Raw genomic sequence first — 23,000 nt, forward strand, 5'->3', positions numbered from 1 at the left:
CAATCGCCGCACGGGTCGCGGCTCGCCGACGAGACACGGATGCACCGTCCGGCGAGAAAGCCCCCTCGGCGGCATCTACGAGTGCACCTCGGGCCAATCCGACCGGTACACGAGTACGGAAGTGGCCGGGAGGACGTTCCCGCCGCCGCCGGAGAGCTGCTCTGGAGTCGGCTGGAACCTGAAGGAGGCCACCCATCCTCCAGCGACGCGTGCCCTGCGACTCCGGCGCCCCTTCCACGCGTTCCCGAGCTGCGAGGGGCACGAGACATGCGCGCGGCCTGGGCGGCGGTGATCCGGCCGTCGAAGCAGTCCGTGCGGGCCTCCTCGTTCAGTACGCCCTGACCCTGGCCCTGGGCATCTCGGTCAGGTGGCTGATGAACCGATCGGCGGCGTGTATAGGCTCTGCGCTGTGTCAACCACGCCAGAGCCACACCACAACGGCCCCCCGTCCGAGCCCTCGATAGCCCGCCAGTACGCCCGAGCCGAGACCTGGGTGATCGAGGTGCGCGGTGACCTGGACCTCGACACGCTCCCCCCGCTGCGCAAAGCCCTTCAGGCCGCGGCCGCCACCCACCCCGTGAGCGTGCTCGACCTGGCCGGCGTGACCTTCGCCGACTCCAGTGCACTGAACCTGTTGCTGCTCTCCTCCCAGGCAACCGACCTGCGCCTCGCAGCCCCCGCTCAAGCCCTGTCGCGGCTGTTCCGTATCACCGGAGCCGATCAGGTCCTGCACATTTATCCCAGCGTCGAAGACGCCACCAGCAGCTGAACTTCGGGGCGCCGCGGTCGCCGGCAGCCCGGGGCCCTACCCTCGGTAGGTGTATGCGCCTGCAACCGGGACAGTCGAGGCGCGAAGGACGACAGACGGGTGCGCCCGGAGGCCGGGGACAGGGTGGGATCGATGGAGGCCGGTATGCGGGAGAGTGCGGACGCCTGCGAACCCCATCCACGCGCCGGGGGCATCTTCGACGGCCAGAGCGGCACCATCGCAGCAGCCCGTGGCATCGTCACGGCCTTCCTCACCACCCTCAGCACCCACCACGGCCTGACCATCGCCACCGACATCCCCGACATCGCGCGACTGGTCGTCAGCGAACTGGTCACCAACGCCTGCAAATACGCGCCCGGCCCCTGCACCGTCGATGTCGAAACCGACGGCGTGTGGCTGCAGCTCTCCGTCTGGGACAGCGCCCCGACCATGCCGCACGCCGCGAAACCCGAGCCCGGCCGCATTGGGCAACACGGCCTGGAAGTCGTCCTCGCCCTCACCGACAGCCTCGACATCCACCCCCAGGCCATCGGCAAACGCGTCACCGCCCGCCTCCCCCTCAACCACTGACCCGGCCCGCGCCGACAGCACACGACACGGCCACCCCCGCCGCCGGCCACCGCGTTCGTCCACCGGGCATAGGCGCCGGCGTCGGGCGGGATCGGGGGCTCCCTTCGCCCCGCCCGACGACCGCCCTGCCCCCCATATCGCCTCACTCTGTCCCTCGCTGACGACACCGGTGAGCCGCTGGGTGCGGCCAGTGCGTGCGGCCGGGTCGGACTACGGTGAGCGCCATGGCGAAAGAGACCGATCGTGCCGCCTTGGCCGCCGCGGTGTGCATCGCGCTGACGAACAGTTCTCCGGGCTCACATGCCAGGCTGGTCGGATCGCTGGCATCGGGCACAGCGGACTTCTTCAGCGACATCGATATCGCGTGGGTCGTGCCGGACGCACAGTTCACCGACTGTCTGACCCGCGTGATGCACACGCTGGGAGAGGTCCGGCCGGTCGCCGGTCTGCGCAGCGACCCGGATTTCCACCACTCCGACCGCCGCCGTCTGTTGTTCGTCCGCTTCGCGGGAGTCCCTCTGTTCTGGCGACTTGATCTGGATGTCCGCACCGCATCGATAACCGATCACCGCCACTACGACGCCGAGAACCCGGCGGCGCGCGCCCGCGAGGACGAGTGGTCACGCCCGGCCAGCGCTCTGGCCAACGCCATCGGCGCCGTCAAAGCACTGAACCGGAAGAAGGACGACGAAGCCCGCGGCCTGCTGAACCGAGGATTCGCACGGATCCACGCGGACGACCGGGCCACCGGCGACTGGACCAACGACGTGACCCGTCTCGTACACGCCGCCGTGCTGCGCGACTCCTCCCTGACAGACCTCGCCACACAGGTCACCGCACTCACCTTCCAGTACGTGGGCTACGAGAGCACACGGACAGGACCACGTCGACCCGAGCGATGAGCTGTCAACAGCGTGAACGCTTTCCCACGGGAGGGTCAATCACCTAACTGCTGCCAATCTGCTCGATCACCAGCCCCGAATGGTCATCACCAGCGCCCGCGACGGAGTGGGCGCGCGGAGAGCGGAGATGGGGCGTGATGGACGTAGATCGCATCGACACCCGGCTGCTGGAAGAGCTGACGGAGCAGTCTCAGGACCTGAACAGTGATGCGGTGAGGATCACGAACGAGGCGTTGGGCGAGTTCACCGAGGTGGCGGATGCGCAGCGGCAGCGTTGGTGGCGGCGCAGCGGCGCTGTCGCGGGTGTTGCAGGGGCTGCGGCGCTGTGGTCCTCGGCCCGGGCGGCCGCCTCGACGTCGAATGACGACGTCATGGCCCTGCAGACGGCTGCGTCGATCGAGAATCTCGCGATCAGCGTGTATCAGACCGCCGCGGGCTTGCCGTTCATCAAGAGCGGCAACAAGACGGTCATTGCCTTCATTGCCAAGACGACCACCCAGCACCAGGCGCATGCAAAGGCGTTCAACGCCGCGGCGACGCAGGCCGGCGGCCAGGCCCAGAGCGGGCCCGACCCGAAGTACGCCGCTGTCGTCAAAAAGGCGTTGCCGACCATCAAGTCGCCGGCGGACGTCGTCAAGCTCGCCATCACGCTCGAGGATGTCGCCGCTCAGACGTATGTCAAGAACGTCGGCCAGGTCAGCAGCGCGGAACTGCGCAAGCTCTTCGCCTCCGTGGCGCCGGTCGAGGCCCAGCATCGTGCGACGCTCCTCGCCGTCCAGGCGCTGCTTGCCGGGAACATGGCCAACCTCGTGGCGATCCCCACCGACGTCGCGAAGCTGCCGGCGGCCGCGGGCAGCGTCGGCTTCCCTGACTCCTTCTACCCGACCAAGAGCGCGTCGCCGATCTCCGAGGGAGCCGTGAAGTGACCACCGCCGACGACGACTGGGAACTCCAGATCAGCGAGGAACAGCTCGCCCGGATGACCCGTGACATGGAAACAGCCCACCGCGAGACCCTGCCCGCCATGCGGGAGGGGGCTGTGGATCTCGCCGAGGAGATCCGCACCGGGGCGGCGGAGAAGGGCCAACCGCGCAGCAACGGTCGCCGTAGCTTCCTGCTCGGAGCAGGCGGAGCCGCCGCTGCCCTCGCCCTCGCGGCCTGCTCCTCCTCCAACGGCACAGTCAGCGCCTCCACTTCCTCCTCCGCCGGGGCAGGCAGCACGCCTTCGTCCAGCGCTGCCGGTACCTACACCGGAGACCTGAAAGTCGTCGCACTCGCGGTTGCGCTCGAAAACCAGGCCGTGGGTGCCTACAAGGCGGCACTCGCCGCAGCCAAGGCAGGAAAGCTCGGCACAGTGCCTCCGGCCGTCGCGACCTTCGTGACGACCGCGATGGCCCAGCACGCCGACCATGCCAAAGCTTGGAACGCGGTCCTCACCGGGGCCGGCAAGCCCGCCATCACCAACGTGCCGCTCTCGAACCAGCCCGCCACCCTGCAAGCCCTGGGCAAGGCCACCAGTGTCGGCGCAGTTGCCAAACTCGCATTGACACTGGAGGACCAGGCCGCGCAGACCTATCTCTTCGCGACGTTCAACGTGAAGAGCGCAGTCGGCATCCAGACAGCGGCGACCATCGCCCCGGTCGAGGCCATGCACGCGGCGATCCTCAACTACGTCCTGGGCCAATACCCCGTGCCCGACGACTTCCTTCCGACCGACAAGGCCGCCAGCCCGGCCCTGCTGACCGTCTGAACTCCGACCGCGCGGTGGCCCGCCGACCACTCCCCCGCCGCGAGCGGCAGGCCACCGCGCGGCCCCGCAAGGTACCACCAACGGCCCCACCAGGGAGACGATGGACATGCCCACACTCATGCGTCCGCCACGTTGGGCAACTCTTGCGCTCGCCGCCTCGCTCCTCATCCTGGCAGGCTGCTCCGACGGCGGTGACACGGCAACCAGATCTCCCGCGACGCCGGCCACCGCGGCGCATGGCTCCGGCGGGGCCTCCTCGCACATCGCCATCAAGGACTTCATGTTCAGTCCTGTGTCCCTGACCGTGCGGCCGGGTGCCCGTGTGACGGTCGCCAATCAGGATCAGACACCCCACACCGTGACCTTCACCGATAGGGGCACATCGGATACCGGACGTATCTCCGGGGGCAAATCCGCTGGCTTCACTGCCCCAAAGAAGAGAGGTAGTTACTCCTACATCTGCGATATTCACCAGTACATGAAGGGAACCCTCGTGGTCCGCTGAGCACGAAGGTCCCCAACTCCGCCGACGACGAGACCTGGAAACAAGGCAGGACCATGCCCCGAACGGAGACGGCAGAGCACCCTTGTACCGGCCCCGAGATTCTGCGTTCTCATCGGCATCGATCCCACCAGCACCCGGCTGCGACGGTGAGGGAGCCACCCCACGCCGTCGTCGCCCCTGATGGCCAAGTCGTCGGATCAGTACAGGATCGAGAGCAGAGGAGACCGGCGGCCGTCCGAAACGGCAAAGCGCCGAGGGCGGCCTACACCCTGCGATCGCGACAGAGCTGCCTTCGACGGCCCAGGTCATGGCCCGGTCGCGTTGCTGCTGGGACGGAGCTTTGGACGTCAGGCGGGGACCTTGAGAATACTGAGGGGATCGCTGGTGGGTTGGGGCGAGCCGCCGGTCGGCTCGACGGTGATGCCGACGGCCGTGGCACCTTTGAGCTGACCTTGCAAAACCTGCGCCTGGTGACCGGCTCCGGGCAGCAGTCCGGCGGGGCGAAATTGTCCCGCTTTGGAGTACCAGAGTTCGTAGACCTGGTGGCCGGTCAACTGGGGAAGGTTCGAGGCAATGAACGCGGCCTGACCGTGGGTGCGGGAGGCGACGACGCTCGCGTGCGCCCCGTCTGCGAGTTTTGCCGTGCTGATCGTCGCATCCGGGGCCGCCAGGACACCGGTGAGGGCGTCGGTCTTCGCATGTGCCTCGGCGACCTGGCCCTGCGCGTCCTCAGCGAGTGTGTGCTGCCAACTCGCGACGCCGCCCAGAGCAACCGCTGCGGCCACAGACGGCGCCAGAGCGAGCTTGAACACCCGTTGGCGGAAGCGATGACGGCGCATCACAGAGGCGGCCGATCGATCCCGTCGTTCCTCGGACACCACGTGATCCTGACGTACCTCGGTAATCTGCTGAAGTACTCGGCTGCGCAGCTCCGGGGGCGGGGTCTGTGATTCGACAGCTGTACCGAGCTGTACGGCTCTCCCGGTAAGGTCCTCGACCTCACGACGGCACTGCGGACAGCTCGCCAGGTGGTTTTCGAAAGCGGCTTCTTCCTCGGGCGGCAGAGCATGCAGCACGTAGGCACCGACGTCGAGGTGAGGGTCGACTTCGTTCATGTCCGGGCCTCCAGACAATCACGCAGATGGCGCAGTCCTTGCCGCAATCGCGATTTGATCGTGCCCGTAGGCGCTGCCAGGGAATGAGCGACCTCGGCATAGGTCAGGCCCTCGTAGTAGGCCAGCATCAGTGGCACGCGCAGCTGCTCTGTCAGCTCGGCCACACAACGAAAGACCAGACGGTGCTCCTCTCGCACCTCCACCTCTTCGCCGACGGTGTCGAAAGGCCGCTCCTGCTCGCAGGCCACACTGCGCAGCTCCCGGGCCCTTGCCGCGACGGCGGTGCGTACGCGGTCCACGGCGCGGCGATGCGCCAGGGTGAGCACCAGGCTTCGCGCTGCACCCCTCTCCGGATCAAATCTGTCCGCGGTACGCCAGACCTCCACCATCACTTCCTGGGTCACCTCCTCCGCTTGAGCCCGGTCCCGCAGCACCCGGAAAACCAAGCTCATCACCGGACCGGCGAAAGCGTCGTAAACACCCGCGAATGCCTCTGCGTCCCCGTTACCCACCCGGGTGAGCAGTGCGTTAACCCGGGCATCTTCTGGATCCCGTCGGCATGCATACGAGTCGCGGCCCGACTCCGCGTCGCTTCCACGATCCATCGCCACTCCTCAGTGCTCTGTTCGAGACTGGTGCCTCTCGGGGAGCAGCGCACGTGCTCAAGAGCCGTCTGCCTGACAAAATCACCTTTCTGGGGTTTCCGCAGATCAGGAGGAGTCGGAACGGGTTAAATCTTTAACCTGTTGTTCGTAGCTGGAGTCCCTGAAGATGAAGATCGTCCCGGCTGCAGTACCTGTCCGCTCCTGGCCTGTGCTGGAGCGGCTCTCTTTCGGTCCAGCACGGCAGGCACCTGCCATGGCGCCGGCACGGTGCAGAACAACCACCAGTTCCTTGGAGAATTGCACACAGCGCCTGGGCGCGGTCAGGACGCCGATCGATCACTGACCACGCACAGTCACGCACAGTGCTGACCGAACCGTCGTCGAGAACGAAACATCCCCTCCCGGTAAGGCTATGAGCTGGCACATGCTCGTAGCGGGCCAGAACGCCGGGCCTGCTGCACGGAAACCTCGGTAGCTTGCGCGGACGACGACGGCCGCTGGAACCGGTTTCGCTGAGAGTTCGCGCACACGGCATCCGTCCTCCTCGTGGCTCCGAACCATCTGTAGAGGCGGCCGCCGAACGGTCGCCGCACTCCGACGTGTATGAGGGGGATCCTCATGAACCCATGGCCGTTCCGCGCTACGTACTACTCGGCTTCGTCGTGATGCCGAGAAATACGGCCGTCGGAACTTGGATCAACCAACGTCACCGACATGCGTCCCCTCGGAATTCATAGTGAAGAGCAGCCGATGATGATGGAGCAGATCACCCCGCCCCAAGCCTCCGTGTCCGAAGCGTTCGGCGATCCGGCCGACGTGGGTCTCTTCGCGGAGGAAGAGGCAGTCGTTCGTGGTGCCGTGGATGCCAGGAGGCGGGAGTTCGCCACCGTTCGGTGGTGTGCTCGCAGAGCCCTCGCTGACCTTGGTGAGGATGCTGTCCCCGTGCTGCCGTGTGCGGATGGTGCGCCCGAGTGGCCGGGAACGCTCCTCGGCAGCCTTACGCACTGCAGCGGCTACCGAGCCGCGGTAGTGGGAAGGGCCACGGATTTCCTCATGCTCGGCATCGACGCGGAACCACATGCCCCGCTGCCAGAGGACACTCTCCCCCTCATCGCGCGGCCTGCTGAGCGCCGCCGTCTGCGTGCCCTTGCGGCAGTGGACTCTGCGGTCCATTGGGACCGTCTGCTGTTCTGCATGAAGGAGGCCGTCTTCAAGGCGTGGTGCCCGTTCAGCGGCCAGGAGCTCGACTTCGGCGACGCCGATTTCACGATCGACTCTCAGACTGGAACTTTCGCGGCCCGGGTCCTCTCCCCGCCCTACCTTACCGAGGGCCCCCGACGTGACAGCCTTTGCGGCCGATGGATGGTTTGTGACGGCTTGGCGCTTACTCTGATCGCCGTACCGGTCACCCAAGAGGCGGAACAGAAGGGGCGGATCAGCGCCGCACGGGAGCCGCACATTGCAAGAGGCGCAGCGTGATCATCCATCTGGCGACCGACGACGTCGGCCGGCTGACGAGGACCAACAGCTACGTCAGGGCACACGACCGATGACGCCGGATGACACCCGAGGACTGACCAGTCTCCGCATCACGAAATCGCCGGTGGCCCTCGAGCATCGGCTTCCGCCGCGCTGGATGACCGCACGGATGACCGGTTCTTTCCCGGTTCGCATGTGCAGCCATGAACGCTGAGCCAACCGCTTTCCCATCGGCTCAGCCGAGCGCGGTCGCGTCAAAGGCGACGTGGACGGTCTTGCCACCGATGGCAGGAACCACAGTCAGGTTTCCGCCGAGTTTCGCGATCAGGATCATGCCGTAACCGCCCCATTCCCCTGGATGGCTGCTCGGCTCGGGAAGGCTCTCGCTCTGGTCTTTCACCGCGATGTCAAGGCGTCCGCACCGGTCGATAAGGGTCAGGACGCAGGGGCCACGGCTATGCCGCACCGCATTGGTCACCAGTTCCGAGACGATCATTTCCGCGTCAGCGATCCGAGCGGAATCTGTTTCGCGGGCAACCAGCCACCGACTCACGATGTGCCGGGCGACGGCCGGACTGTGCAAGCCGTACGGCAGGGCGACATGGCGGTCGCAAGTGGATTCGGTCGAGGTGGTCGGCATGACGACCTCCTGAGGAGATGGTACGTACGCGCTGTCTGTGAGGGATTCGTTGCCGAGATGACGGTGGATGAAGAGCCGTCACCACCGACCGGGCCTCTGGACGCAGGCGAGTCAGCGCTATCGCAAGGCAGATGAGGCCGGCGCAGAGGCGTGTGAAGCTACTGGCCGGAGGAACTCGCCACTACTCGCCGGACAGGGCGGCATACCAGCCGACTCTGCATCCTCTGTTCCGTGTTCGCTACCACAGACGGTGTGTGGATGAAATCTGCGCCAGCACTTCTTGCAGGGTCAGCTCGCGAAAGCCTCGTCCGCCCATGACGCCGAAACCACGGTGCTGGCACGTAGCTCGGGTTGCGAAGCTGGGGAAGATCGATCGTCGACACCAGGCGCGGGCTCGCTCTCCGAATACGCTGCAACGCTGGCATCTCGCCTTACCGACTGGCATCCACACCGTGATCACCGCGCTGCGGAACTCGCACATCGACGTCCCCCGGTGAAACACAGGCATGATCAAATAAATCTGGAATTCATCTCATACCGCGCCCGCCTGGCGACGAATACCTGGCAAGAGAGCAGGACATCGGCGAGAGTGCAGGGAGAGTCCTCATGACGGCGCAGCGGTTCGAGACCGGCCCGCCGGCCATCACTCGGCAGACGCCACGCGCGGATCCCAGCGGTGCCGGTACGGACGACAGGCTCGCCCGGCTGCTCGCAGACGTGGCCCACCTGGATCAGGTGCCTCTCGACAGTCACTTCTTCAACGACCTGGGGGCCGATTCCCTGGTCATGGCACACTTCTGCGCCCGGGTGAGGAAGCGCCCGGATCTGCCGTCCATTTCCATGCGCGACATATACCGCCATCCGACCATCAACGGTCTGACAGAGGCACTCACGCCTCCAGCGCCGGCAGTCTCCGCTCAGGAGGATCGAGCCGCGACTCCCGTCGAGGACGATCACCGCGAGGATCACCGGCACGCTCCGACAGGACGGCCGCACTACATCCTCTGCGCCGTGCTGCAGCTGCTGAGTTTCCTCGGCTACGCATCCTTCCTCGCCTTCGTGACCACACGGGGCTACGACTGGGTCTCCGCGGGTACGGGACTCTTCGACCCCTACGTACGGTCCGTCGAGTTCGGTGCGTCGCTGCTCCTTGTTCTGTGTGCTCTGCCCGTGATCGCCAAGTGGTTGTTGGTCGGCAAATGGAAAACACAGCGTTTTCGCGTCTGGAGCCTCGCCTACGTCCGTTTCTGGCTCGTCAAAACACTCATCCGGTCCAGCCCGATGGTCCTGTTCGCCGGATCACCCCTCTACCCGCTCTATCTCAGGGCGTTGGGTGCACGCATCGGGCGGGGCGTGACTCTCCTGTCTCGCAGCGTGCCTGTGTGCACGGACCTGCTGACGATCGGCGACAAGAGTATCGTCCGCAAGGACTCGCTGGTCAGCTGTTACCGTGCCCGTGACGGTGCCATCGAGACGGGCCCGGTCACCCTGGGCTCGAACGCGGTCGTCAGCGAAGCGACCGTGCTGGACATCGGGTCGTCCCTGGGCGACGACTCCCAGCTCGGTCACGCCTCCTCCCTCCACACCGGCCAGAGGGTCCCGGACGGCGAGCACTGGCACGGTTCTCCCGCCCAACCCGCGGATGCCGACTTCCAGAACGTGGAACCCGCCCGGTGCGGCACCGGACGGCGCGCGGTCAACGGCGTTGTCCTGCTGCTCATGTCGGTGCTCGTGTACGTGCCGCTGGCCGTCGGCTTTCTGGACGCCGTGCTTTCCCGGGTCCTGGAGGGCTCCGCACTGCTGCAGCAGGCACAGGCCGCCCTCACCGGATGGATGCCTTACGTCGACGCACTGGTGATCACGGCCGTGACCTTCTCCGGTGCCGTACTCGCCGGCCTGGCAGCCGTGGCCACCGTCCCACGACTGCTCAGCAAGTTCCTCACCCCGGGCCGCACGTATCCGCTCTTCGGATTCCACCACGGTCTCCACCGGGCCATCGTCCTGCTCGGCAACCGAATCTCCCTCACCCGCCTGTTCGGCGACAGCTCCGGCATCGTGCACTACCTGCGCTGGCTCGGTTACGACCTCTCCCGAGTGGAGCAGACGGGTTCGAACTTCGGAACCCGGGTCAAGCAGGAGAGCCCCTTCGTGAGCGCGGTCGGTACCGGCACCATGGTGGCCGACGGCCTGTCCCTCCTCAACGCCGACTACTCCAGCACTTCCTTCCGCCTGTCGCGGACATCGATCGGGGCGCACAACTTCCTCGGCAACCGAATTGCCTACCCTTCGCGAGGCAGGACCGGCGACAACTGCCTCCTGGCGACCAAGGTGATGGTCCCCGTCGACGGGCCGCTCCGCCAGGACGTGGGCCTGCTCGGGTCGCCGAGCTTCGAGATCCCGCGGACAGTACTGCGGGACAGCACTTTCGACGAGCTCAAAGAAGGGGAGAACCTGCGAGTTCGTCTCGGAGCGAAGAACCGTCACAACGTGCTTACCATGTTGTGGTATCTGTTCACGGGATGGCTGTTCTTCTTCTGCGTCACCGTCCTCTTCGGCTTTGCGGCGAGCCTGTACCCGCAGTGGGGAACTGGCGCCATCATCGCGGCGAACGTCGTCGTCCTGCCGTTCACACTCCTCTACTTCGTCCTGGTCGAGCGGGTCGTGACGATGCTGCATCCTCTGCGGCCTCTGTTCTGCTCGATCTACGACCGCCGATTCTGGCGCCGTGAGCGGTACTGGAAAGTCCCGTCCGAGACCTATCTGCAGGCGCTCAACGGCACACCGTTCAAGAACGTCGTGTTGCGGCTGCTCGGTTCTCGCATCGGTGCACGCGTCTTCGACGACGGCTGCAGCTTCACCGAACGCCCGATGGTTACCGTCGGGGACGACTGCACACTCAACGCGGGAAGTATCGTGCAGTGCCACTCCCAGGAGGACGGCACGTTCAAGTCGGACCGCAGCGCGATCGGCTCCGACTGCACCCTCGGCGTGGGCGCACTCGTCCACTACGGCGTGACGATCGGTGACGGAGCAGCACTGGCGGCGGACTCCTTCCTGATGAAGGGCGAAACCGTCCCCGAGCACGCCCGCTGGACAGGCAATCCCGCACACCCCGAACTCGACTGCACGGGAGGCGACCTGTGATGGCGCCCATCGCAAGCAGCGGACACAGCCCAGGACAAAGCGCCTCGTCCCATGACGGCTTCACTGCCGTACCGCGATGGTGCCATTCCCCCGTGCGCGGCACAGCGGAGCACATCATCTCCCTCCCCGACGGTGTCACCGCGGCCCTGCGCCGACGGGCCGGTGAACTCGGCGTACCACTCACGGCCGTCTTCCTGGCCGCGCACGTGAAGGTGCTGGCCCTGCTCTCCGGAGATCCCCTCGTCCGCAGCGGAATCATGCCTCCGGGCCGCGACGGAACACTGTCCTTGGAGCTCACGGTCCATCCCGGAACCTGGCATGAACTGGTACTGGCCGTGCAGCAGGCCGGGCTGACCGCCCTACCTACCTACGCCCCATCCGGCTCCACCCCCGACGTGGTGTTCGACGCATCCGGGCGCGAACCCGACCTCCCCGCCGAGGACTCCGTTCTCAGGATCTCGGCAGAAGGTCAAGACGGACGTTACGTCCTGCGGTTGCGTTACCGGACCGACGCACTGGACGCGGATTGCGCCGCCCGGATCGGCGGCTACCACCTCACGGCACTCGAACAGATTGCCTTCGCCGTGGACACTCCGCATGATCAGAGCACCTTGCTGTCCCCTGAGGAACTCCACTTCCAGCTCCACAAGCTCGCCGGACCGGACCGTGCGCTGCCGGACTCTCGCTTCCACGAACTCTTCGAAGAGCAAGCCCGCCGGCACCCGGACGCGATCGCCATCGTGTATGGAGGCCGGTCGTGGACGTACCAGGACCTCGACCGACGAGCCAACCGGCTCGCACATGCCCTGCTCGACGAGGGCCTGTGTCCCGAGGATGCCGTCGCCGTGGTGACCGAGCGGGACCTGAGCTGGACAGCCGCCGTCCTCGCCGTACTCAAGGCAGGCGGCGCCTACCTGCCCATCGACCCCCAGTGCCCGCCCGAACGCCTGGCCACCATGCTCACCCGCGCCGGCTGTGCGCACGTCCTCACCGAGCCGCAATCCTCGACGAACCTGAAGGGGGCTCTTGCGGCTCTCCCCCGTGTCCGGCAGCTGCTCGTGCCGGACCTCACCGAGCACCCCGGCAACGACACATCACCCAGCATCGAGACCCGAGCCGGCCAACTCGCCTACGTCTTCTTCACGTCCGGATCCACCGGCGAGCCCAAGGGCGCCATGTGTGAGCACGCGGGCCTGCTGAACCACCTCTTCGCGAAGATCGACGATCTGGGCATCGACGCGTACTCGGTCGTGGCGCAGACCGCGTCGCAGTGCTTCGACATCTCACTGTGGCAACTGCTCGCCCCGCTGATGACCGGCGGACGGACTGTGCTCGTCGAGCAGGAGGCGGTCCTCGATGCGGACCGGTTCCTGGACACGATCGTCGAGGGCCGCGTCACCGTCCTCCAGGTCGTGCCCTCGTACCTCGACGTCATCCTGACCACCCTCGAACACAGCTTTCGCGCCCTGCCCGACCTGCTGTGCGTCTCGGTCACCGGCGAGGCACTCAGGAACGAACTCGTGCAGCGCTGGTTCACGACCGGGCCCGGTATCCGCCTCGTCAACGCCTACGGACTGACGGAGACATCGGACGACACCAACCACGAGGTGATGGACCATCCGCCCCGCAGCGGCCGAGTCCCACTCGGTCGTCCCGTGAACAACGTCAGCGTCTACGTAGTCGATGATCACCTCGTGCCGGTCCCGCTCGGTGCCCCCGGCGCCCTCGTCTTCTCCGGGATCTGCGTCGGCCGCGGATATGTCAACGACACCGAACGTACCCGACTCGCCTACCGGCCAGATCCCTACCGTCCGGAACAACGCCTCTTCCTCAGCGGTGACTTCGGGCGGTGGCTCCCCGACGGAAAGCTGGAATTTCTCGGCCGCCGGGACACACAGGTGAAAATACGCGGGTTCCGCGTCGAGATCGGCGAAATCGAGAACACGTTGCTGCGGGTCCCAGACGTCCGCGACGGCGCCGTCGTGGTGAACGGACCGGAGAGCCGCCGCCGGCTGACCGCATTCTGCACGAGCGGGAGCACGCTCACCGACAAGCACCTGCGCCGCCGACTCGGAGACCTGCTGCCCGCCTACATGATCCCGTCGACCTTCCACCAGTTGCACACCCTGCCGCTGACCTCCAACGGCAAGACCGACAGGAGCGCTCTGGCCACGCTCGCCGACAAACTGAGCACGGCCGACGACGCGCCCACGCACCACCGGACACCGACAGAGCATCGGCTCGCGGCAGCTTGGGCATCCGTACTCGACACGGCACCCGAGGAGATCGGCCCCGGCGACAACTTCTTCGACCTGGGGGGCACTTCTCTGTCGGCCGTGCGACTGGCCGTCCTTCTGGACAGGGCGATCTGCCTCCGCGACCTGGCCGGCCATCCGACGCTGGCCGGCCTGGCCCGGTTGATGGACACCCGCACCGGCACAGCATCCGACGTCCTGCGGCCTCTGCTCGTCCCGAACGGACCTACGCAGGCAGCCGTGATCTGCTTCAACGACACCGACGGGACCCAGACAGATTTCCGGCCCCTGGCCGAAGCCCTGCGACGCTGCCGCAGCCGAAACGCCGACAAGGTGTCCGTACACGTCGCCCGGCAACCGGACGCCGCGCGCGTCGCCAGGGAGATCGCCCGGATCCACGCACCCTGGATTCTTCTCTGGGGCTACGGCTCCGGCAAGGGAACCGCCGAGGAGACGGCAACCGCCATGCAACAACAACAGACATACCCCAGCAGCTCACTCCTGTTCGCACACTCTTGCGAAGAGGCCGCCGAGACCGCACTCCGCGCAGTCACCCCACCGGCTGAATGAAGAAGCCCAACCCGAACAACCGCATCTCGAGGAGAGCGCCATGCTGTCCCAACTGTTCCGCAAGCACACCGATCCCCCTACAGCACCACCTGCAGCCGAAGCGCCCGCCGTCTCGGCCGTCGCCCCCCGCCCTTCCGACGAACTTCCGGTCATGGAGGCATCCGAGAGCGCCGACCCGGCAGCCTGGACGGGAGAGCGGGGCGAGACGCTGCACGACCTCGTCACCGCCCACGGCGCGGTCAGGATCCACGGCCTCGGCCTGCACAACGTCACCGACGTCCAAGCGGTCCTCCATCGGCTGACGGACCACCCCGTAACCGAACGAGAGGCATTCGCCGCCCGCGACCGCTACATGCAAGGCGTCTACTCCTCCTCGGCCTGGCCCGCCAACCAACCGATGTGCATGCACCATGAGCTGAGCTACACCACGCAGTGCCCGAGCCTGCTGCTCTTCGCCTGCCTCAGCCCGCCCACCGTCGGCGGCGCCACCGCCACTGCCGACGCGACCGCCGTGCTACGAGCACTGCCCACCGACCTTGTCGACCGCTTCCAGCAGGAAGGATGGCTGCTCACCCGCACCTACAACAACGAGATCGGCGCCACGCTGAGCGATTCGTTCGGCACCGACGACCACGACGCCGTCGAGGCGTACTGCCGCGCCAACGCCGTCGACTGGTCCTGGCAACCAGACGGGTCACTGCGCACCCGGCAGCACCGGAGTGCCGTGGTGCGCCACCCGGTCTCCGGCCGGCCCTGCTGGTTCAACCAGATCGCGTTCCTCAACGAGTGGACCATGGCCCCGGACGTCCGGGAGTTCCTGGTCGAGGAGTACGGTCCCGACGACCTCCCCTTCAACACCCGCTACGGCAACGGCGATCCCGTGCCGCCGGACGTCGTCGAACAGATCAACAACACTTACCGGGAGCACACCGTAAGCGCACCCTGGCAGGCCGGGGACCTGATGATCGTAGACAACATCCGCACCGCACACAGCCGGGAGGCGTACGAGGGACCCCGCAACGTCGTGGTCGCCATGGCGGACGCCGTGCTTCCCGACCGCCTCGCGCCGCCGATCAGGAGGGCAGCCGCATGACCACCGCACGTACCGACGCGGGGGCAGGCATGGACACTCAGCTCGTGCCGTCCTTCGCCGTCATCCCGGGACACCAGGTCAAGGAAGTCCTGGACGGCCGTGAGAAGTCCGTGGTGGACGTGGTCGAGGAGACATACAGCAGGCATGCGGCCGGCCGCTCCGTCAACCCGCCGTCTACCTTCCTGCGGTTCCCCGACCGGGCGACGTCACGGATCATCGCGCTCCCCGCCTCGCTCGGCGCGCACGGCGACGAGAGCGGAGTGGACGGCCTCAAGTGGATCTCCAGCTTTCCGAGCAACGTGACTTCGGGCATCCCGAGGGCATCCGCCGTGCTCATCCTCAACGACCAGGCCACCGGCTACCCCTTCGCGTGCATGGAGAGTTCGATCATCAGCGCCGTAAGGACAGCCGCATCGGCCGCCGCGGCCGCCGACCGGCTCACCCGGAGCCGAACGCGGCCCGCACGGCTCGGATTCGTCGGCGCCGGACTGATCGCCCGCTACATCCACACCTACCTGGAGGGCACCGGCTGGTCCTTCGACAGCATCGGCGTGCACGACGTGTCCGCCGACAGCGCCGCCGGCTTCCGCACCTATCTGGAGCAGGCCGGGGACGTCGGACGCGTCACCGTGCACCGAACTGCCGAAGACCTGATCCGCGGCAGCGACCTGATCGTCTTCGCCACCGTCGCAGATCGGCCCCACATCAGCGACACGTCGTGGTTCCGGCACAACCCTGTCGTCCTGCATGTGTCACTCCGCGATCTCGCCCCGGAAGTGCTGCTCGCCTCCACCAACATCGTCGACGACGTCGAGCACTGCCTCAGGGCCTCCACCTCACCCCACCTCACCGAGAGCCTGACCGGCAACCGCGACTTCCTCCTCGGCACCCTCGACGACGTGACAGCCGGCCGGGTGACAGTGCCCCCCGACCGGCCCGCGGTGTTCTCACCGTTCGGACTGGGCGTCCTGGACCTCGCCGTCGGCAAATACGTCTACGACGAGGTGTCCCGCTCCGGTGAGCTCCGCACCATCGACAACTTCTTCCACGAACTGCGCCGCTACGGTTGAGGGCTGCGACCCTCCCCCACCCCGGCGAGGTCAGGAGACTCCCGTGCCAGTCATCACCACCCCTCAGTCCTTCAACGAGGAGGACCTGTACGTCGACCTCGCACCGATGTCGGGCCACCGGCTCCTCCTGAAATGCGAGGGCTTCAACTTCGCCGGCTCGATCAAGCTCAAAGCCGCGACCGAGATGGTCGAGTCGGCCGAACGGACCGGGACCCTGACACCGGACTCCATCCTTGTGGAATCCTCCTCGGGCAACCTCGGTGTGGCCCTGAGCATGATCGCCGCAAGCAAGGGCTACCGCTTCGTCTGCGTGACGGACTCCCGCTGCAACCTGGCCACCCGTCTGATGATGGAGGCTCTGGGCAGCGAGGTCCACGTCATCTCCGACCACCGCGATGCCAGCAGCCCGCTGGCCGCACGACTGGAGTACGTGCGCCGTCTGAGCGCAAGGAATGATCGCTACGTGTGGCTCAGCCAGTACACCAACGCCGACAACTGGAAGGCACACTACCGACGAACGGCGCCCGCGATTGCCCGCGCCTTCCCGCGGCTCGACGTCCTCTTCGTCGGCGCGGGCACCACAGGTACACTCATGGGCTGCGCCCGATGGTTCCGGGACTGGCACCGGCCGGTACGCATCGTCGCGGTGGACAGTATCGGCTCGGCAATCTTCGGCGACCCACCGGGGCGCAGAATGATCCCCGGTCTGGGCATGAGCATGCGGCCCCCGCTGCTCGACGACGCCTACGTGGACGAGGTGGTGCGTGTCCACGAGATCGACACCATCCGCATGTGCCACGAGCTTGCCAAGTGCGGGTTCCTGTTCGGCGGCTCCACCGGGACCGTGGTCAGCGGCGCCGTCGACTGGCTCGGCCAGCACACCACACAAGACCTCACCACGGTAGCCATCGCCCCAGACCTCGGCGAGCGCTATCTCGACACGATCTATCACAACAACTGGGTGGAGGACATCTACGGTGACAGCGCGCTCGTTTCGCAACCGCACATCGGGAATTGAACGCCACCGAATGGCCGGTCAATCAGCGGAGTCCGCCGCACAGTCCAGCATGTCGGGATCTCCTTGACGCGCCCTTATTTGCCAGCCCGCGTTCGGGGGCACCGGCCCGCTGAACGCGCCCCCCCTGCTGGCTGCCGCAGCCGGTGCGCACCCGCAGGAAGCGAACCAGGTGACGGTGGCACCCGGTCCACCACCCCGCCCCGCGTCGACAGCGCTGCCGTGGGGAACTCGACGGCGAGCAGGGGCTACACGGCACGAACTCCAGGGGCTGGTGGGACCCCCACGCATGCCCGCCGTCTGACCGGAGTGAAGTAGTCCTCCTGGTGACCTCTCGGGCGGGGGCGCCACACCTGTGGCGCCCCCGCCTCCGGGCACTGCGCGCGCTCCGTACGCGTTGGGACATGCATGTGCCTGCGGCACAGGGCAGCTCGGAGTGCAGCACCTCAGGCAGGTCCGCTGCCCCGCGAGGGCGGGCCCGGGGAGGGCGCCCGGTCCGGAGGTGGGGGCGGGCTGGGGAGGAGCAGTGCCAGGGAATCCGCGATGTCCGGCGTGAGCGGTCCGGCAGGCTCCAGTCCGAACTGGCGTGTGAGGTCCCCGATGTGCAAGCGGGTGGCGGCCTCCAGCAGCAGGGCATACGAGTCGGTGGCAGCGCGCATGCGCGTGCGGCCCGCGGCAGCCACCGCAACCGCGACAAGTACCGCAGGCCACCACCACACGGCCGGCACGAGATAGAGCAGGGCCCACGCGCTCAGCGTGCTGGCCCGGGTGAGGGCCTCGCGGCTGCTGGTGATCTCGGTACGGCTCTGCTCGGGGAGTGTCAGCCACAGGTAGGGCCAGACCGCGGCCAGGTCGATATGGAGGTCACGCTCGGCGCGCGCTGAGACGGCGTGAACACGGTCACCGCACCAGGTGGGCCGCGCGGGCTTTTCCGTGGCGATCCGGGCCATCCGCTGCCGGGCGGCATACCGGGGTTCGGGATCCGCCCGGCGCCCGCGGGCACGCAGCAGGGCCGCCTGCTCCCGGTGGGCCTGGTAGGCGAGGGCGGCGGCTTCCCATACAGCACCGCGGGATGCCGCCCACACCCAGCTCCGCCTCGCCCGGCCCCTCGCCGAGGACTTCCGTCGCCCGTCGGAACGACCTGTAGAACCCCGCCGCCTCACCCCCGCGCGAGTGCGGCGGGGGTTTCGCAACGTCCGCGCGATCACCATCCACCCCGCGGCCGCGCCAAAACCGTCCCGACCAGGTCCCGGACGGCCTCCCGGCTCGAAAAACAAGCAACGGGCCAGACGCCACAACGTTGGCAAGACCGTCAAACGCGCCGAATCGATCAAGGAACACCAAGCCCAGCGAGGTTAAACGCCAGGCTTAGTCGAGATCACCGGTGATCGCCGGCACCGGGCCGGTGACCGCCTCGCGGGAGGTGACCGTCATGAAAGACATCGTCACGTTTCACTCCTAGGTGGCGATCCGGACAGCGCAACGGCCCCGGTGGGTCCACCACGAGGACGGGCGGCCCATTCGGCTGCACATGGCCGACTCCTTCGTCATCTCCCGGCACGACGACAGCCACGCCTGCAAGCGCGTCGTGACCCCGACTCGGAGCAGGTGCAGGACGCCGACGGCGTCCTCGAACGGAGCACCCACCAGCACCCCACGATCCAGGTGAGGCCCTGGTCGGAGATGAGCGGTGAATCCAGGTCCCGGCCCGTCGCGTGGACGAAGACGGCGGCGGCGCGTTCGTTGAGACTGGCCCAGTCCGGATCGAACGCTCGGCCACGTCGAGTGCCGCCGACGGCTGCCTCACCAGCGTCTCGCTGATCTACGGCGCGGGGACTACGAGGAGGCCACGTGCTGATCCTGTCCGGCAACCACCGCACCGCCGCGGCGGTCGAAGTGGGCCTGCCCGAGATCGACTGCATGCTCATCGACGACCCGCAGCAGATCGAGACGACGCTGTCCGGGGTGAAGAGCGAGGCCGAGGCTTTCCATGATCCCGCGCACAGATGACGACGATGTCGACCGCGCGCCGGCACCGATGGATACGAAAATGTCAGAATCAGCACGCGGGGTCGGGCGCGCTGATTGGATGCTGCATTGCAAGAGTGCGGTGAGGGACGGGACTTGTGGATCCTCGCTCACCACTGATCACGAAGCGGGACGACCGCAAAGGATCTTGTTCAGCATTGCTCGCCAGGTAGGACCAGAGGAGGAAATCCGCTTCATGAAGACCCTGGGTAGATCAATCGCTCTCATTGCTGTGGCTTCGGCAGCAACTGCCGGAGCTCTTGTGTCACCTGCCAGCGCGGCACCTCGGTCGGCTCCGTCAGCCCACCCAGCCGTTTCGGCGGCGGCACCGCTCGCCCCCTACAACGGCGCCTGCGGCGCCGGATACGCCTCGATCGACCATCTGGACCTCAAATGGCTCGGCACCACGTGGCTGACCTTCAACAGCTCCACCGGCAAGAACTGTGTCGTCACCGTTCGTGCCGAACCAGGCATCAAGATCTACATGGGGGCCGCCGTACAGCTGGCCGGCAACTCCGCCTCCACCTCGGCCGACTACGGTAACTACACCAGCTACGCGGGCCCGGTGTACCTCAACGCGGCCGGCAAGTGCATCGACTGGTACGGCCAGATCGACCATGCCATCGAGGAGCAGTACCACTCCCACTGCGGCTGAGACTCCGCCCGGGACGCCCCGTCCCGGCCGCTGCTCGCCCACCGGGCGACCGGGTGCGACACGCCGGGAGCGGACGGCCAGTTGCTCGATCGGACCGGGTCCGGCCGCTCCCGTGGCGCTGTCTCGAGGTACTGCGTGATCCCGGCCGGATCCACCCCGAGCACCACGGCGCCCGGCAGCGTTCGCCGGGCGCGGCGCCGCCCTGCCCCTCGCGCGGGGCAACGAATCCTCCCGGCACGTGCGGCGGGCCGCCGTGCCGGCACCGTCACCCGCTCGGGGGCGGGGCGTCCGCCCCGGGGACGAGTACGGTGCGCTCGTACGGTCCGGAGTGCGACGCGGCGTACGCGACAGCCTCGTTGACGGCGTCGAGGCCGAACGTCCGCACGCGCTCCGGGCCGAGGTCCAGCGCCCCCGAGGCGAGGAGCCGGACGATGCCGGCGTTGGCCGCGCGCGGATACATCCACTGGCCGCGCACGGTGATCGAGTTGCGCATGACCCACGGATACGGCAGCGCGAGGGGCTCGCCGTCCAGCATGCCGACGCCGCCCATGAGCACGACCCGTCCGTACTCGCGCACGGTCATCGCCGCCGCCCGCACAGCGGAGGCGGGCGCGCCGGGCGGGAGCAGGTCGATCACCATGTCGATCGGCCCCTCGCCCGCCTCGCGCATCGCCGCCCGGTCGGCAGCGTCGTCCCCGGTGAGCCGCACCGGGCGCACCCGGGGGCCGAAGCGGTCGGCGAGCAGGCGGAGCGCGGACCGGTTGCGGCCGGGAGCGACGACGCGGCCGGCCCCCATCGCCAGCGCGACCGCGACAGCGCTGCTGCCGAGATTGCCGGTGGCCCCGCTGACGAGCAGTGTCTCGCCGGCCGCCAGGCCGCCTGCCAGCAGCCCTCCGTACGAGATGGTGTGCACGGTGAGGGCGGCCCAGCGGGCCGGGTCGTCCCCGGCTGCGGCCGGCAGCGGGAAGACGTTCTCCGTGGGCACGCGCATGAGTTCGGCGAAAGAGCCGTCGTGCAGGTGACGCGCCAGCCGCGCACCGCCCTCGCCGCGCGAACTCCAGCCCTGGAGGGTGATGTCGGGGGTCAGCGCGTCGTCCCGGGAGCGCACCGTGCAGTCGCACCACACCAGGTCACCGACGCGCAAACGGGTGGCGTCCGGGCCGATCTCGACGATCCGGCCCACTCCGCCGACCCCGGGGACGACGGGAGGGACCAGGGGGTAGTTCCGTTCACCGCTGAAGACCTCGTCGGCGTACGGCGGGACGCAGGCAGCCAGCACCTCGACCACCACCTCACCGCCGCCGGCCCCGGGGGCGGGCATCTCCCGCACCGCCAAGGGGTCACCGAACCGTGTCAGTGCTGCTGCTCGCACGCGACAGCCTCCGCGTTCATCAGTCGTTGTTGATCGTGGGTTGTTCTTCGCCGGTTGCTTTTCGTTGGTTGTCACTGTTGGTGCTTGGTTGTTGCTCCCTGCCATGTGCTTGTTCGCCGTTCGCTCATCGTCGTCGGCCGATCGCCGGTGGGGCTCCGGGAAACCGGTTGCGGCAGCGGCTCCGGGCTTGTCGCTCCGGGAGTCCTGGGGCGGCGGCGCCCGGCCGCCTGCGACCGTCTGCGGCGACCGACTACCGGGCAACGGGGCGACCATTTGCCAGAACGACCGGTGACCGGCTTCCAGGGCGACCGGCAAGCCGGACCACGGGCGGCGATCGGCGATCGGCGATCGGCGACCACCGATGACGCTAGAGGTTCCTCAGGCATGCGGGAAGCGACGATCGTGCATCCGTGGTATGCCTATGCCGCATGGACGTCTCCAGTACGGGGCTGCGGGTCCTGCAGCAGATCGCGGAGTCCGGCAGCTTCACTGCCGCGGCCGCCAAGCTCGGCTACACGCAGTCGGCCGTCTCCCGGCAAGCCGCCTCGCTGGAACGGAGCGCGGGCACGACCCTGTTCGACCGCCGCCCCGACGGGGTGCGACTGACCGTCGCGGGGCTGACCCTCCTGCGGCACGCCCGCACCGTCCTGGACTGCCTCGCGGCGGCCGAGTCCGACCTCGCCGGCACGGTCCCAGGCACCGAGCCGGTACGGCTCGGCGTGTTCCTGAGCGCGGGCGCCGTCGTCCTGCCCGCGGCGCTCTCCCACCTCGCGGCCACCGCTCCGGGCATCAGCGTCACCACGACCGAGGGCACGACGCCCAGCCTGACCAGAGCGCTCAGAGCAGGCTCGATCGACCTCGCCGTGCTCACCTCCCGTCCGCCCCACCGCCCCCTGGACGGGGAGTCGCCGCGCCTGCACGTCGAGACCGCCGTGGACACCGAACTGGTGCTGGCGGTGTCAGGGACGGGGGCTTTCGCGGGCCGCACCGCGGTGCACGTAGACGAATTGGTCAACGCCCCGTGGATCGCCACTCCGTCGACGGGCTCCGAGCCGCTGCTCGGCGTGTGGCCCGGTCTGCCCGGACGCCCCCGCGTCGTGCACCGGGCCCGCGACTGGTTGACGAAACTGCAACTCGTCGCCCACGGCTTCGGGGTGACGACGGTGCCGTCCCGGCTCGCCCCCGTGCTCCCTCCGGGGGTGAGCATGCTGCACGTCGAAGGGGCGCCGCCCGAGATCCGCCGCGTCCTGGTGGCACGCCTCCCCGGCCGCCCCGCCACGGCGATCGCGACGGTTGCGCAGGCTATCCTCTCGACCGTCTGACCCTCGCGACCGGGCCCGCGCCCTCCCTCCCCGGCCGTGAAACCGCTCGCGGCCGCTCCTGGCCTGCCTCCGGGCCGCCGGGGCGCGCTGCCCGCCATTGTGGGAGCCCGGCCGCGCGCGGCGGCTCCCGGCCGCGGGCAG

20 protein-coding genes and 1 pseudogene are annotated in these 23,000 nt (G+C 67.8%); 16 read left to right on the forward strand and 5 right to left on the reverse strand.

The genetic code is table 11. From position 1 onward, the window contains the following. Positions 1 to 409: 409 nt before the first annotated feature. The 6 genes from L1885_RS00610 (at position 410) to L1885_RS00635 (ending at position 4,496) form a co-directional block, all read left to right on the forward strand. Complete coding sequence (locus L1885_RS00610; protein WP_235794909.1) at positions 410 to 769, forward strand: STAS domain-containing protein; 360 nt, start codon at positions 410 to 412, stop codon at positions 767 to 769. Positions 770 to 901: 132 nt separating this feature from the next. Next, positions 902 to 1,339 carry an ATP-binding protein gene (locus L1885_RS00615; protein ID WP_235794910.1) on the forward strand — a complete coding sequence of 146 codons (438 nt, stop codon included), beginning with the start codon at positions 902 to 904 and terminating at the stop codon, positions 1,337 to 1,339. A gap of 224 nt (positions 1,340 to 1,563) precedes the next feature. After that, complete coding sequence (locus tag L1885_RS00620; protein WP_235794911.1) at positions 1,564 to 2,241, forward strand: nucleotidyltransferase family protein; 678 nt, start codon at positions 1,564 to 1,566, stop codon at positions 2,239 to 2,241. 137 nt (positions 2,242 to 2,378) lie between these two features. Next, positions 2,379 to 3,167, forward strand: coding sequence for a ferritin-like domain-containing protein (locus L1885_RS00625; RefSeq protein WP_235794929.1), 789 nt, complete (start codon positions 2,379 to 2,381; stop codon positions 3,165 to 3,167). Continuing rightward, positions 3,164 to 3,991, forward strand: a complete 828-nt coding sequence (locus tag L1885_RS00630; protein ID WP_235794912.1) for a ferritin-like domain-containing protein — start codon at positions 3,164 to 3,166, stop codon at positions 3,989 to 3,991. Before L1885_RS00625 ends, L1885_RS00630 begins: the two co-directional genes overlap by 4 nt. Positions 3,992 to 4,097: 106 nt before the next feature. Then, entirely contained in the window at positions 4,098 to 4,496 is a 399-nt protein-coding gene (locus L1885_RS00635; protein ID WP_235794913.1) for a cupredoxin domain-containing protein, read from the forward strand. A gap of 347 nt (positions 4,497 to 4,843) precedes the next feature. On the opposite strand, the gene L1885_RS00640 is transcribed toward L1885_RS00635, so the two are convergent. Both L1885_RS00640 and sigK read right to left on the reverse strand, forming a co-directional pair. Beyond that, the gene (locus tag L1885_RS00640) at positions 4,844 to 5,611 is read right to left on the reverse strand and encodes an anti-sigma factor (RefSeq protein WP_235794914.1); all 768 of its coding nucleotides are present in this window, start codon (positions 5,609 to 5,611) and stop codon (positions 4,844 to 4,846) included. Next, the gene (gene sigK, locus L1885_RS00645; protein ID WP_235794915.1) at positions 5,608 to 6,216 is read right to left on the reverse strand and encodes an ECF RNA polymerase sigma factor SigK; all 609 of its coding nucleotides are present in this window, start codon (positions 6,214 to 6,216) and stop codon (positions 5,608 to 5,610) included. The genes L1885_RS00640 and sigK overlap by 4 nt, the downstream gene beginning before the upstream one ends. 750 nt (positions 6,217 to 6,966) lie before the next feature. Here sigK and L1885_RS00650 point away from each other — a divergent pair. Then, a complete protein-coding gene (locus L1885_RS00650) occupies positions 6,967 to 7,695 on the forward strand; it encodes a 4'-phosphopantetheinyl transferase family protein (protein ID WP_235794916.1) in 729 nt (242 codons plus the stop codon). 235 nt (positions 7,696 to 7,930) lie between these two features. On the opposite strand, the gene L1885_RS00655 is transcribed toward L1885_RS00650, so the two are convergent. After that, positions 7,931 to 8,335: an ATP-binding protein gene (locus L1885_RS00655; RefSeq protein WP_235794917.1), complete on the reverse strand. Its 405-nt coding sequence runs from the start codon at positions 8,333 to 8,335 to the stop codon at positions 7,931 to 7,933. 606 nt (positions 8,336 to 8,941) lie between these two features. On the opposite strand from L1885_RS00655, the gene L1885_RS00660 reads away from it, so the two are divergent. The 5 genes from L1885_RS00660 to sbnA all read left to right on the forward strand — a co-directional run bounded on the left by L1885_RS00660 (position 8,942) and on the right by sbnA (position 17,485). Beyond that, positions 8,942 to 11,479: a Pls/PosA family non-ribosomal peptide synthetase gene (locus tag L1885_RS00660; protein ID WP_235794918.1), complete on the forward strand. Its 2,538-nt coding sequence runs from the start codon at positions 8,942 to 8,944 to the stop codon at positions 11,477 to 11,479. A gap of 92 nt (positions 11,480 to 11,571) precedes the next feature. Continuing rightward, positions 11,572 to 14,304, forward strand: a complete 2,733-nt coding sequence (locus L1885_RS00665; protein ID WP_235794919.1) for a non-ribosomal peptide synthetase — start codon at positions 11,572 to 11,574, stop codon at positions 14,302 to 14,304. Between the two features lie 40 nt (positions 14,305 to 14,344). Next, on the forward strand, positions 14,345 to 15,397 hold the full coding sequence (locus L1885_RS00670; protein ID WP_235794920.1) for a TauD/TfdA family dioxygenase: 1,053 nt from the start codon (positions 14,345 to 14,347) through the stop codon (positions 15,395 to 15,397). After that, positions 15,394 to 16,467 carry a 2,3-diaminopropionate biosynthesis protein SbnB gene (gene sbnB / locus L1885_RS00675; RefSeq protein ID WP_235794921.1) on the forward strand — a complete coding sequence of 358 codons (1,074 nt, stop codon included), beginning with the start codon at positions 15,394 to 15,396 and terminating at the stop codon, positions 16,465 to 16,467. Before L1885_RS00670 ends, sbnB begins: the two co-directional genes overlap by 4 nt. 43 nt (positions 16,468 to 16,510) lie before the next feature. Next, positions 16,511 to 17,485 (forward strand): 2,3-diaminopropionate biosynthesis protein SbnA, encoded by a 975-nt coding sequence (sbnA, locus tag L1885_RS00680; protein ID WP_235794922.1) that lies wholly within the window; start codon positions 16,511 to 16,513, stop codon positions 17,483 to 17,485. A gap of 443 nt (positions 17,486 to 17,928) precedes the next feature. Here the strand turns inward: sbnA and L1885_RS00685 are convergent, their stop codons facing one another. Further along, on the reverse strand, positions 17,929 to 18,567 hold the full coding sequence (locus L1885_RS00685) for a hypothetical protein (protein WP_235794923.1): 639 nt from the start codon (positions 18,565 to 18,567) through the stop codon (positions 17,929 to 17,931). On the opposite strand from L1885_RS00685, the pseudogene L1885_RS00690 reads away from it, so the two are divergent. The 3 genes and pseudogenes from L1885_RS00690 to L1885_RS00700 form a co-directional block, all read left to right on the forward strand. Then, positions 18,557 to 18,841 (forward strand): annotated as a pseudogene (locus L1885_RS00690) (NF041680 family putative transposase); the annotation flags it as partial. The gene L1885_RS00685 and the pseudogene L1885_RS00690 sit on opposite strands and share 11 nt — an antisense overlap. A 492-nt stretch (positions 18,842 to 19,333) precedes the next feature. Then, a complete protein-coding gene (locus tag L1885_RS00695; RefSeq protein WP_235794924.1) occupies positions 19,334 to 19,492 on the forward strand; it encodes a ParB N-terminal domain-containing protein in 159 nt (52 codons plus the stop codon). Between the two features lie 280 nt (positions 19,493 to 19,772). Further along, positions 19,773 to 20,165, forward strand: a complete 393-nt coding sequence (locus L1885_RS00700) for a spore-associated protein A (protein ID WP_235794925.1) — start codon at positions 19,773 to 19,775, stop codon at positions 20,163 to 20,165. Positions 20,166 to 20,430: 265 nt separating this feature from the next. On the opposite strand, the gene L1885_RS00705 is transcribed toward L1885_RS00700, so the two are convergent. After that, positions 20,431 to 21,537, reverse strand: coding sequence for an alcohol dehydrogenase catalytic domain-containing protein (locus tag L1885_RS00705; RefSeq protein ID WP_235794926.1), 1,107 nt, complete (start codon positions 21,535 to 21,537; stop codon positions 20,431 to 20,433). A 428-nt stretch (positions 21,538 to 21,965) separates the two neighbouring features. On the opposite strand from L1885_RS00705, the gene L1885_RS00710 reads away from it, so the two are divergent. Next, entirely contained in the window at positions 21,966 to 22,859 is an 894-nt protein-coding gene (locus tag L1885_RS00710) for a LysR family transcriptional regulator (protein ID WP_235794927.1), read from the forward strand. Positions 22,860 to 23,000: the final 141 nt, after the last annotated feature.

Source organism: Streptomyces fuscigenes (genome assembly GCF_021556455.1).
Lineage (GTDB): Bacteria > Actinomycetota > Actinomycetes > Streptomycetales > Streptomycetaceae > Streptomyces > Streptomyces fuscigenes.